At 72.5% G+C, this 11166-nt stretch carries 10 protein-coding genes; 1 reads left to right on the top strand and 9 read right to left on the bottom strand.

The window, feature by feature from the left end; genetic code table 11:
- Positions 1 to 51: 51 nt before the first annotated feature.
- Positions 52 to 636: a TetR/AcrR family transcriptional regulator gene (locus MUY22_RS37045; RefSeq protein WP_247051833.1), complete on the bottom strand. Its 585-nt coding sequence runs from the start codon at positions 634 to 636 to the stop codon at positions 52 to 54.
- Between the two features lie 133 nt (positions 637 to 769).
- Here MUY22_RS37045 and MUY22_RS37050 point away from each other — a divergent pair, with 133 nt between their 5' ends.
- The gene (locus MUY22_RS37050; RefSeq protein ID WP_247051834.1) at positions 770 to 2335 is read left to right on the top strand and encodes an MDR family MFS transporter; all 1566 of its coding nucleotides are present in this window, start codon (positions 770 to 772) and stop codon (positions 2333 to 2335) included.
- A 45-nt stretch (positions 2336 to 2380) separates the two neighbouring features.
- Here the strand turns inward: MUY22_RS37050 and MUY22_RS37055 are convergent, their stop codons facing one another.
- The 8 genes from MUY22_RS37055 to MUY22_RS37085 form a co-directional block, all read right to left on the bottom strand.
- Entirely contained in the window at positions 2381 to 4495 is a 2115-nt protein-coding gene (locus MUY22_RS37055; protein ID WP_247064294.1) for a DUF6351 family protein, read from the bottom strand.
- 574 nt (positions 4496 to 5069) lie between these two features.
- Complete coding sequence (locus MUY22_RS37060; RefSeq protein ID WP_247051835.1) at positions 5070 to 6185, bottom strand: GntG family PLP-dependent aldolase; 1116 nt, start codon at positions 6183 to 6185, stop codon at positions 5070 to 5072.
- A gap of 17 nt (positions 6186 to 6202) precedes the next feature.
- A complete protein-coding gene (locus MUY22_RS37065) occupies positions 6203 to 6388 on the bottom strand; it encodes an MbtH family NRPS accessory protein (RefSeq protein WP_247051836.1) in 186 nt (61 codons plus the stop codon).
- Entirely contained in the window at positions 6385 to 7875 is a 1491-nt protein-coding gene (gene argH / locus MUY22_RS37070; RefSeq protein ID WP_247051837.1) for an argininosuccinate lyase, read from the bottom strand. The genes MUY22_RS37065 and argH overlap by 4 nt, the downstream gene beginning before the upstream one ends.
- Positions 7872 to 8000 carry a hypothetical protein gene (locus MUY22_RS49560; protein ID WP_256474751.1) on the bottom strand — a complete coding sequence of 43 codons (129 nt, stop codon included), beginning with the start codon at positions 7998 to 8000 and terminating at the stop codon, positions 7872 to 7874. The genes argH and MUY22_RS49560 overlap by 4 nt, the downstream gene beginning before the upstream one ends.
- Positions 7997 to 9196: an ATP-grasp domain-containing protein gene (locus MUY22_RS37075; protein WP_247064296.1), complete on the bottom strand. Its 1200-nt coding sequence runs from the start codon at positions 9194 to 9196 to the stop codon at positions 7997 to 7999. Before MUY22_RS37075 ends, MUY22_RS49560 begins: the two co-directional genes overlap by 4 nt.
- Positions 9196 to 10236, bottom strand: coding sequence for a pyridoxal-phosphate dependent enzyme (locus tag MUY22_RS37080; RefSeq protein WP_247051838.1), 1041 nt, complete (start codon positions 10234 to 10236; stop codon positions 9196 to 9198). The genes MUY22_RS37075 and MUY22_RS37080 overlap by 1 nt, the downstream gene beginning before the upstream one ends.
- Positions 10237 to 10241: 5 nt before the next feature.
- A complete protein-coding gene (locus tag MUY22_RS37085) occupies positions 10242 to 11165 on the bottom strand; it encodes a kinase (protein WP_247051839.1) in 924 nt (307 codons plus the stop codon).
- Position 11166: the final 1 nt, after the last annotated feature.

Here is an 11166-nt window from a genome sequence, read left to right on the forward strand (position 1 = left end):
ATCGGGGCCGGGAAAACCGCAGTCTTGCCCGCGTGGGAACGTCCGGAACGCCTACGAGCGCACGACGACCGGGAAGCCCGGACAGATGCGGGACGCCGTTTCGGTGGCCGCGGCGAGGATCTCGGCGTCGGTCAGGTCGAGCCCGTGGGAGCCCATGACCGCGAGGTTGACGCTCATCATCGCCATCCGGACCTTGAGCCGGTCCAGCTCCGAGGCGCCCGGCTCGGCCAGCAGCGACGAGATCTTCTGCAGGCGGTCCAGCGCGCCGCCGTGGTCGGGCTTGAGGTCGCGCAGCGCGGCCTGGTTGGCGATGGCGAACCGGGCGAAGCCGAGGCCGTCGTCGAGCATGAGGCCGAACCAGCCGGCCGCTATCCTGGCCGAGCGTTCCGGCGAGTGCGGCTGCCCCTCGGCCCATTCGATGAGCGCGTCGAGCGTGGTCAGCCGGTCTTCGAACAGGCTGCGGACGATCGCTTCCTTGCTTTCGAAGTGGTAGTACACCGCGGCCTTGGTGATGTCGAGCTGCTCGGCGATCTGCCGCAACGACGTGGCCTCGTAGCCGTGCACGGTGAACAGGTCCAGCGCGACCCGCCGGATTTCGGCGCGCCGGTCGCCCGCTGCCTTGCGTTGCTGCGCCATGGGCGTGGCTCTCCTGGTTGCTCGATCGATCCGCGGGTCCATGATAACCCGTTGCTTACCTTCCGGCCGGTCAGTACTCTCACTACTGACCGGCCGGAAAGTAAGTTGACCACTCCGTGAAGGATCCCACCCCATGACGACAGAGACCACCGGCGAGGCCGCCCCGCCCGGCGCCGCGACTGCGGCCACGGCGCCCGCCCAGTTCACCCACCGGCAGATCATGGTCACCATGAGCGGCCTGGTCATCGCGATGCTCCTGGCGATGCTGGACAACATGATCGTCGCCCCGGCGCTGCCCACGATCGTCGGCGACCTCGGCGGCCTGAGCCACCTCGCCTGGGTGACGACCGGCTACATCCTCGCCTCGACGGCGTCCACCCCGATCTGGGGCAAGCTCGGCGACCTCTTCGGACGGCGCATCGTCTTCGTCTCGTCGGTCGTGGTGTTCCTCGCGGGCTCGGCGCTGGCCGGGATGTCGCAGAACATGGGCGAGCTGGTCGCCTTCCGCGCCGTGCAGGGCCTCGGCGCCGGCGGCCTGATGGTCGGCGTGCTGTCGATCATCGGCGAGATGATCCCGCCGCGGGAACGCAGCAAGTACATGGGCCTGATGATGGCCGTCATGCCCGTCGCGATGATCGGCGGCCCGCTGGCCGGCGGCTTCATCACCGACAACTTCTCCTGGCGCTGGGCCTTCTACGTCAACCTGCCGCTCGGCGCGGTCGCGCTGGTGGTCTGCTGGCTGACCCTCGCCAAGCTCCCCCGCGGCACCGGCAAGGCGCGGATCGACTGGCTCGGCGCCGGCCTGCTGACCGTGTGGATCACCACGCTCGTCCTGATCACCAGCTGGGGCGGCACGCAGTACGACTGGGCGTCACCGCAGATCCTCGGCCTCGCCGTGGTGACCGTGGCCGCGTTCATCGCCTTCGTGATCGTGCAGCGCCGGGTGGCCGAGCCGATCATGCCGCTGCGGGTGTTCGGCAACGTCAACTTCACCCTTTCGGGCGGGCTGGCGTTCATCTCCGGCTTCGCGATGTTCGGGGCGGTCACGTTCCTGCCGCAGTTCCAGCAGTTCGTGCAGGGCTCGTCGGCGACCAACAGCGGGCTGCTGCTGATGCCGATGATGATCGCGGCCATGGTCGTCTCCCTCGCCAGTGGCGCGATCATCAGCAAGACCGGGCGCTACAAGATCTTCCCGATCATCGGCGGCATCCTGCTCACCGCGGCGCTCGCCCTGTTCGCGACCCTGGACATCGACACGTCGAAGACGACGACCGCGATCTACATGGTCGTGCTCGGCGCCGGGATGGGCTGCCTGATGCAGACGTCCACGCTGATCGCGCAGAACAGCATCGAACTGCGTGACATCGGCGCGGGCACGGGCGCGGCGACGTTCCTGCGCAACATGGGCAGCTCGCTCGGGGTGGCGCTGCTGGGCGCGATCTACACCAGCTCGCTGAGCACGTCCCTGACCGGGGGCGCCGGCTTCTCCGCGAGCGGCAACCAGATGACTCCCGCCATCCTGCACAAGCTGCCCGAAGCCGCGCAGCACATGTTCAAGGTCGCCGTCACCGACAGCCTGGGCACGATGTTCGTCGTGGCCGCCTCGGTCGCGGCGGCGGGCATCGTCATCGCGTTCTTCGTCCGCCAGATCCCGCTGCGGGGCCGCGCCCCCGCCGAGACGGCGCTCCAGGAGGTCTGACGACTCGGTGGGCGTTCCGATCGGAACGCCCACCGAGCCCGTCCGTCACCGCAGCTTGGTCGGCGGCGTGGTGCCGGTCCGTTCGTCGCCGTAGCTCAGCCAGGTGCCGATCGGGGCACGCTGCCCGACGCCTGGACGGCTGTAGTCGCACACGCCACCGGGGAACGCCGCCCGCAGCCGGGTCCGCTCCGCTGTCGTGAAGGTGACCGGGTAGTCGCGGAAGTCCAGCGGCTGGAGGCGGCACTTCAGCACGTCGAGGGCCAGGCTCTCCCCCGCCACCATCCGGGTGTTGGCCGCCACCGGGTACTGCGCGCCGCACTGGCCGCTCGCCGGGTACGTCAGCTTCTCGGTGATCCGCGACGCGGCGGACAGGTAACACCCGTCGCCGAGATCGCGCGGTCGGTTCGCCAGCACCTTCTGCTGGTGGCTCCGGTGTGAACCGTCGGCGTCGATCGCGGTGAGCCAGCGGTCCATCGCGTCGAGCTCGTAGACACTGGCGGCCGCCGCTTCGGGCCCGGTGGCGTGGTTTTCGATGATGACCTGGTTGCCCGCGGTGCCGTTGGCCCGCAGAAGCCGTTGCCGCATCACGTAGGACCACTCGGTGGTGTGGATGTCGTTGCCGAACCCGGCCAGGTCGAGATCGGTCCGCTGGTCGATGATCGGCGTCTCCCGCAAGCCCTGCGACGCCGAGTTCAGGATGTCGTCGGCGTACACCGCGCTGAGCGCCTTCGGGTCGGCCGCGATCCGCTGCGCCACGGGCTTTCCGGTGTAGTCGAGGCCGCCGATGGCGGCGTTGAGGTCCACGAACTGCGCCGCGGTGATCGTCCCGGCCTTCAGCGCGGCCAGGCCGTACTGCACCCCGGTGGTGTCCAGCGGGCTGCGCACGAACCCGGTCTTCGGGTCCCGGCCGATCTGGTTGGCCAGCTGCTCGTTCGAGTTGCACTTCACCCCGCGCGGGTTGGTGACCGGATCCCAGCGTGCCGAGACCGGGATGGCCGCGTTGCAGCTGTCGGTCGCGGTGGCGCGGCTGGCGAAGGTCTGGTCCCAGGAGACGCAGGTGTCGTAGCTGGTGAACCCCGCGACGGCCTGTTTCTGCGCCGCGGTGAACGACGCGCCCGGCCCGGCGAAGTACCGGTCCAGCAGGCGGCAGTCCGACACCGGGCCGCCCACGCTGAGCGGATCCGGGAACGAGACGCCCGGGATGATGCCGTCGACGATGCCGGGGTAGTTCTCGGCGATGTCGTACTGCTGGATCGCCCCGCCCGAGCCGCCCCAGCCGATGGTGTGGGCGACCGGGCCGTAGGTCTCGATGAAGTGTTCCTTGACCATCATCGCCGCTTCGGCGGAGATGATCGGGCTGCAGTTGTTGTCGAGCACGTTCAGGGTCGACGACGTGACCGCGTAACCCTGGGCCAGGAACAGGTCGTTGACGACCCCGCCGGTCGAGTTGCCCTGGTGGTAGCCCGCGTTGCAGCCGCCGCCGAAGGTGTAGACCAGCTTCCCGTTCCAGCTCTTGTCCGGCGCGACGGGTGACGGCGTGCCGTCGTAGAGCGCCGCCATCTCGTAGACGGCGCGGTCGATCGTGCCGCGTTCGACGCGGACGACGTAGGGCACCGCGTGCCCGCCGACCGTGGCCGTCGCGAGGTCCGCGGGCCGGGTCGCCGGGTCCGCCAGCGGCGCGAACGCCCCGGCGGTGGTCTTGTACTGGTAGCTCACCTGGGTCGGCGCGCTGCACAGCGGCTGGGACGCCGCGGGCAGGCCGAACGCCTGGGTTTCGCAGTAGAACGGGCGCTGCTGCGAGCCGGAGAAAACGGGCCCGGTGATCGGGTGGTTGGTGACGCGCAGGTTCGCCCGCTGGTCCGGACCGGGCCCGCTCGTCCGGGCGCTCAGGTCGTTGGCTCCGTCGCGCAGGCCGGTGACCAGGCCGAGCAGGCTGCCGTCCGGCTGGGCGTGGAAGCTCGAGGTGACGTCGTGGCCGTTGCCGCTGACGGTGACCCGCGCTCGCGCCGGCGGGACGACCTTGACCAGCACCTGTCCCCCGCTGACGAGCGCGGGCCGCGGGTTCGACACCGTCTCGATCGTCAGCTGCCGCCCTGGCGGAGCGCCGGCCGCCGCGGTCGCGGTCCCCATCAGGAGGACGGGTGCGGTCAAGGCCGCCACCACGACGGATGAGCGCAAAGTACGGTTGGCCACCAGACACCCCGCTCGCTTGTGGCATCGCGTCATCGCGACACCGGGCAGCTGCCGGTATAGCACCTGCGGCCCGGCCGGAACAACATCCGGTATCCGTTGCGGAAGAACCGAAAAGTCCGGTTCGGCCGGCGGGACCGAGCCTCCGTCGACGCGCTACAGACCGTGCCGACTCCGCGGGGCGACTGCGTCCGAGCGGACTAATGCCTGGTGGCAGGCGTAAAAGCTGATTGACCCGTCATCCCGCTGGGTACTTCTGCGACACAGCGAAACCCACCGGCCGCGGCGCCTTTCGCCGGACTGCCGCACGCCTCGCCCACCCGGAGACCATCATGAACGACTCAGGAGCTTGGCACGACCAGTTGCAGCGTCAGCAGGAAGCGATCCAGCGCAAGCGCCGGGAATCCGCCACGACCGGCACCGTCACCCCCACCCGGTGACGGCTGTCCGTCCACAAAGGAGCATCGGCCCGAGGCCCGCCTTTCCCCGTCCGCAGCGGGGTTCAGGCGGGCCTCGTTCATGGCGGCACGAGTGATCCGGCGGGTCACCGCAGGCCGGCGGTCGGGCCCAGCAGCTCGGTGAACACCGTGATCGCGCGGTCGATGGCGTCGTCGTCGACTCCGGCGTGGGTGACCGCGCGGATGCGGTCGGTGCCCAGCTCCTCCACCTTGATGCCGCGGCGGCGGGCCGCCTCGATCAGGGTGCGGGTGGTGTAGCGGTCGTCGCGGACCTTGAAGAACACCATGTTCGTCAGCGGCGGGCCCGGGTCCAGGCGGACGCCCGGGACGCGCGAGAGGCCACGCGCCAGACGGGCCGCGCGGGCGTGGTCGTCGGCCAGGCGCTCGGTCATCTCCGTGAGCGCGACGATGCCGCAGGCCGCGATCATCCCGGCCTGGCGCATGCCGCCGCCGAGCATCTTGCGCATCCGGCGGGCCGCCGCGATCGTCACGCGGTCGCCGACCAGCACCGAGCCGATCGGCGCGCACAGGCCCTTCGACAGGCAGATCTGCACGGTGTCGGCGTGCTTGGCGATCTCCGCCGCGCTGACGCCCAGCGCCACCGCGGCGTTGAACAGCCGGGCGCCGTCGAGGTGCAGGGCGACGCCGTGGGAGCGGATCAGCCGCGACACCTCGCTCAGGTAGTCCAGCTGCAGCGGCAGCCCGCCGCAGCGGTTCTGCGGCGTCTCCAGGCTCAGCACCGCCGGCGGCGCGATCTGCGGGTCGCTGCGGTCCACCGCGAGCGCCTCGGCGATCGCCGCCGGGTCGATGGTGCCGTCGGCGAGGTTGGGCAGCGGGTCGTAGACGATGCCGCCGCACAGCGACGCGCCGCCCGCTTCGTAGACGTAGACGTCGGACTCGTGGCCGACGATCGCCTTGCCGCCGCGCGGGCAGTGGGCCAGCAGCGCGGTCAGGTTGGCCATCGTGCCGCTCGGCATCAGGCAGCCGGCCTGCTTGCCGAGCAGCTCGGCCGAAAGCTGTTCGAGGCGGTCCACGGTCGGGTCCTCGCCGTAGACGTCGTCGCCGAGCGGGGCGCGGGCGACCGCCTCGAGCATCGCCGGGGTGGGCAGGGTGAAGGTGTCGCTGCGCAGTTCGACGTGCGTGCCCTGGGCGGGCACGGTTTCCGGGCGCAGGGTCGCGAGGTCGTCGGCGAAGGTCGTCACAACAGGCTCCTAAGGGGTCAGCGGGTGGCCATGCGGTCGCGGAGGCTCCGCGGGCGCATGTCGGTCCAGACGGCGTCGATGTGGGCGAGGCACCGGTCACGCGGGCCGGTGACGCCGGCGCTCAGCCAGCCCGGCGGCAGGTCGCGGCCGGCGGGCCAGATCGAGTACTGCTCCTCGTCGTTGCGGACGACGGTGAACGTCATGACGTGCTCCGGGTGTCGATGAGCGAGCGGACGGCGTCGTCGAGGCCGATCTCGGCCTGGCTCCAGCGCCAGCGGCGTTCCTCGACGTCGGCGCGGATGCGGGCGAACGCCGTCTCGGCCTCGGTGACGGCGGCGAGCACGGAGTCCCGCGCCGGGCCGCCACCGTGGGCGGCGTGCTGGGCGACTTCGGCGGGGTCGAGCGCCGCGAGGACGTGCTCGGGCTGGCCGGCCAGCCGGGTCCGGGCGACTTCGTGCAGCGGCAGCCCGGCGTCGAGGGCCTCCTTGGCGATGGCGCCGACCTCGTGGTGCGCCTGCCGGAACGGCATCCCGGCGTCGACGAGCCGTTCGGCGAGGTGGGTGGCGGCGGTCTGGCCGTCGACGGCGCGTTCGTACATCCGCTCGGGCACCGGCTCGGCCCCTTCGACGACCAGCCGCAGCAGGACGACCGCGTCGGTGGCCGCTTCGAGCGCCGACCAGGCCGGGGCGACGGCTTCGGTGCCGACGGCGATGGCGTTGGTGAACCGCGCGGTGGCCATCGCGCTCGCCGACGCGGTGAACGCGCCGAGCGGCGCCAGCGCCCGGCCTTGGACGTGCTCCAGCAGGAACGGGTTGCGCTTCTGCGGCATCATCGAGCTGGACCCGACGACGTCGTCGGCCAGCCGCAGCAGCCCGGCCTCGGCGCTGGTCCAGGCCTGCAGGTCGTGCGAGACGCGGCAGAGCAGCACCCCGAGCACGGTGGCCGCGGACAGCTGCCGCAGCACCAGGTCCCGCGACGCGACGGCGTGCAGCGAGTTCGCCAGCGGCGCGGCGAAGCCGAGCAACGCCGTCGTGCGGTGCTGGTCGACCGGCAGCGACGTCCCGCCGACCGCGCCCGCGCCGAGCGGGTTCTGGTCGAGCTCCGCCCCGGCCTGCCACAGCCCTTCGACGTCGCGCACCAGTGCGCTCGCCACCCCGGCCAGGTAGTGGCCGTAGGTGATCGGCACCGCGGGCTGGTGGTGGGTGTAGGCGGGCATGGTGACGTCGGCCCAGCGCCGCGCGCGGTCCAGCAGGGCGCGGCCGAGGGCGTCGGACTCGGCGAGCAGCCGCTCGTGCGGCTCCCGCAGCCGCAGCCGCACGACGGTGGCGTTGAGGTCGTTGCGCGACCGTCCACTGTGGAGGATTCCGCCGATCTCGGGGCCGAGGGTGTCGATCAGGTAGGACTCGTAGGCGAGGTACCGGCCGCGGGGCGCGGGGACCTCGTGCAGCGGCGCGAACCGGTGCGCCCGCAGGTTTTCGATGCCGGCGAGGAGCTCGGCGGCGCGGGCGGCGTCGACGATGCCGCGTTCGGCGAGCATCACGACGTGGGCGCGGTCGACCTGGCTGATCAGGCCGAGCTCGGCGGCGACTGGGTCCGCTGCGGGGGCGGTGTCGCGGTCGAAGAGGATCTCCCGTGCGGCGGCGGCGACCGGGCTGCTCAGCCGTCCGGTATCGCCCTTGGCGATGGTCATCGGGGTGCTCCTTCCGGGGTTTCCGGGTGGGGTGCGGGACCGTCCGGGTCCCGTTCGTCGCCCGCGCGGTCGGCGTGGGCTTCGGCGGTCTGCGCGACGGTGGCGATCAGGAACCTCAGCGTCATCGGGTTTCTCCTCGGGGGATCAGGGCGGCGCGCAACCGGTTCAGCCCCGCCACCGCGGCCGCGCGACCGGCACGAGGTCGGTCCGCGACGGCCAGCACGTACCCGGCCCGGTCGCGGTAGTCCCGCGCCGGCCGGACGACGGTGCCGTCCGGCCGGGACAGCCGGGCTTCCACCACCCCGGGCACGGCGCCGGCTTCGGCGACCGCGTCCCCCGCCGCGACCACCGACGCCGACGACGCCGTCAGGAACCGCAGCGAGGCGCACACCCGCCGGTCCGGCCGCAGGTGCTGGTCGTCCCCCAGCACCGCCGCCACCTGCGCCGCCACCAGGTCGACGCCGGTGGCCGCGCGGACCAGCTCCGGGATCATCCCGCCCGCCAGGCGGGGGTTGACCTCCATCAGGCGCGGGCCGTCCGGGGTGAGCCGGATTTCGACGTGCGCGGCCCCGAACCCGAGGCCGAGCGCGCTCACCGCGGCCCGGGCCGTGTCCGCGAGCGCCGTCTCGTCCGCGGGTGGCAGCGCGGCCGGGGCGTCGTGGCCGACCTCGACGAAGAACGGCGCCGGCCCGAGGTGCTTGCGGACGATCGCCACGACGACGTCGCCGAACAGCTCGACCGAGTACTCCGGCCCGCTCGCGTACGGCTCCACCAGCACCTGCGCCGGCACCGGCAGGCCGCGTTCGTTGTGGGTCACCGAAAGCAGCGCCGCCGCCTGGGACGCCACCGACTCGGGTGTCTCGCACCGCAGCACCCCGACGCTGCCCGAGCCCTCGGCCGGCTTGAGCACCACGGGGAACTCGGTGGCCGCCGCGACGGCCGCGGCCACCGACGTCACGACCGTGCACTTCGGTGCCATCGCCGCCAGCGCGGCCCGCTGGTGGGCCTTGTTGCGGCAGTCGGTGACGGCGTCCGGGTCCGGGCCGGGCAGGTCCAGCTTCGCCGCGATCCGCGCCGCGACCGGGATGAAGTACTCCGAGCTGGTCGTCACCCCGGCCGGTTCGCCGATGTCGGCGGCGAGGACCGCGCAGGCGTCGGCCGTGTCGCACTGGACGACGCGGACGCCGTCCTCGGCCGCGTACGGGTAGCGGTTCGGGTCGGCCGCCGCCAGCACCGGCTCGTAGCCGAGCTCGCGGGCCCGGCGGGCGAACAGCCGTCCGGTGCCGGTGGTGTTGCTTTCGACGAGCAGCAGGGTGCGCATCACGCCGCCACGTCGGGAACCAGGCGGCGCCGGCCCCAGTTCAGCCAGCTCCACGAGCCGCCGGGCTCGGTGGGGGCGACGACCTCGTACGGCTCGGCCGCGCCCGGGTGGGCCAGCCCCTGGGCCCGCAGCCACTCGTCGGAGTAGACGGTGTCCTGGTAGCGGTAGCCCTCGTCCGGCAGCAGCGCGACGACGGTGGCGTCCGGGTGCTGCCGCGACCACCAGTCGGCGACCTTGAAGGACGCTCCGCTGGTCGGGCCCATGAACAGGCAGTGCCGCGCGTACAGCTCGCGGGTCGCGGCGAACGCCTCCGCGGCGCCGATCCAGTGCACCTGGTCGTAGCTTTCGTGCGCGACGTTGGGTGGCACCAGGCTGTTGCCGAGCCCGCGCAGCACCCGCGGGCCGTCGGGCTGGCCGAAGATCGCGCTGCGCTGCGTGTCGACGCCGATCAGGTTCAGCTCGGGGGCGAGCATCCGCAGGAACGAGCTGGTGCCGGACGTCGACCCGCCGGAGCCGACCGCGCCGACCAGGCAGTCCGGCACGCCGATCGTCTCGGCGAGCTGCTCGGCGACCAGCGCGTAGGACGCCGGGTTGTCGGGATTGCTGTACTGGCCGGGCACCCAGTGGTTCGGGTACTCCGCGCGCAGCTCCTCCAGCCGGTCGAGCCGGGCGCGCTGGAACCCGCCGACCGGGCTGGGCTTCGGGCAGATCTCGACGCGGGCGCCGAGGTGCTCGAGCCGGCGCTTCAACGGCGCGTCGATCGCCGGGTCGCCGACGATCGTGAGCGGGTAGCCACGCAGCCGGCAGACCATCGCGAGGCCGAGGCCGAAGGTGCCCGACGACGTCTCGAGCACGGTGGTGCCGGGGCCGACTTCGCCGCGTTCTTCGGCGCGGTCGAGCATGAACCGGGCGGGCAGCAGCTTCATCAGGCCGAAGGCGGCCACGTGGAAGTTCGGCCGGATGCGGATGATCCGGGGCAGCTCGGTGGCTTCCACAACGGACCGGCTGACAGCGTGGCTGAGGGGAGCGGCAAGGGTCATCGGACTCACCTTTCGGTTTCGAACTGCCAGGTTTCGGTCACGTCGAGCCGGGTCGCGGCGAACTCCAGCCGCGCCGGGGTTTCGGCGTCGGCCGCGTCGAAGATCAGGCCGGCGACGTCGCCGCTGTGCGCGACCTGCACGCCGGCGGCCCCGGCGGCGCGGGCGACGGCGAGGATGTCGTCCAGCCCCGGGATGGGCAGGTGGCGCTGGTTGAGCAGGGTGCTGGCGGTGGCGACCCGGCCGAGCAGCCGTGCGTCGCCGTCGTTGATGGCCCGGCGCAGCAGGCCGCGCAGCGGGCGGAACGCCTCGATCTCCCAGGACGTGTAGCGCGCGGGCGGGAGTTCCAGGGTGTCGACGCCGCGCCCGCCCGGACTGGTGCCGAAACCCAGCACGGACAGCGGCATCAGCTCGCCGAGGTCTTCGATCGGCTCGCCCTCGCGGTGTGCGAAGACCACCGCGCGGCCGCCGTACATCAGGGAGTCGGACGCGGTTTCGGCTTCGACGGCGAGCGCGCCGACCTCGGCCGGGGTGAGCCGGCGGCCGGTCGCGGCGAGCACCGCGCCGATCGCCGACGTCACGTCCGCCGTCGACGACCCGAAACCGCGGCAGAGCGGGATGTCGCTGGTGATGTCGAGCAGCCCGCCCGGAACCGGGTGCCCGAGCCGGGCCAGGGTCAGGTCGGCGGCACGGCGGGCCTTGCTGCGCCACGCGGGCCGCACGGTCGTGCCGGCGTCCTCGGTGGGCAGGAACGTCGCGCGGGTGCTGTAGAGCGGGCACGGCAGGGTGACCAGGCCGCGGCGCAGCCGGTCGCCGGTGACGAAGACCCCTTGCAGGATCTCGCCGTGGTGGGCGTCGACGCGGAAGCTGCCCGCGCGCGGGTCGGTGACGGTGGCGGGGGCCGGTGCGGCGACCGCGAGGTCCTCGGTCATG

Source organism: Amycolatopsis sp. WQ 127309, assembly GCF_023023025.1.
Lineage (GTDB): Bacteria > Actinomycetota > Actinomycetes > Mycobacteriales > Pseudonocardiaceae > Amycolatopsis.

Excerpts from the sequence above, each read along its gene's own strand:
- MUY22_RS37065 (WP_247051836.1), bottom strand. The coding sequence starts at position 6,388 with ATGACGTTCACCGTCGTCCGCAACGACGAGGAGCAGTACTCGATCTGG.
- MUY22_RS37045 (WP_247051833.1), bottom strand. The coding sequence starts at position 636 with ATGGCGCAGCAACGCAAGGCAGCGGGCGACCGGCGCGCCGAAATCCGG.
- MUY22_RS37085 (WP_247051839.1), bottom strand. The coding sequence starts at position 11,165 with ATGACCGAGGACCTCGCGGTCGCCGCACCGGCCCCCGCCACCGTCACC.
- MUY22_RS37075 (WP_247064296.1), bottom strand. The coding sequence starts at position 9,196 with ATGCGCACCCTGCTGCTCGTCGAAAGCAACACCACCGGCACCGGACGG.
- MUY22_RS49560 (WP_256474751.1), bottom strand. The coding sequence starts at position 8,000 with ATGACGCTGAGGTTCCTGATCGCCACCGTCGCGCAGACCGCCGAAGCC.
- MUY22_RS37050 (WP_247051834.1), top strand. The coding sequence starts at position 770 with ATGACGACAGAGACCACCGGCGAGGCCGCCCCGCCCGGCGCCGCGACT.
- MUY22_RS37080 (WP_247051838.1), bottom strand. The coding sequence starts at position 10,236 with ATGACCCTTGCCGCTCCCCTCAGCCACGCTGTCAGCCGGTCCGTTGTG.
- argH (WP_247051837.1), bottom strand. The coding sequence starts at position 7,875 with ATGACCATCGCCAAGGGCGATACCGGACGGCTGAGCAGCCCGGTCGCC.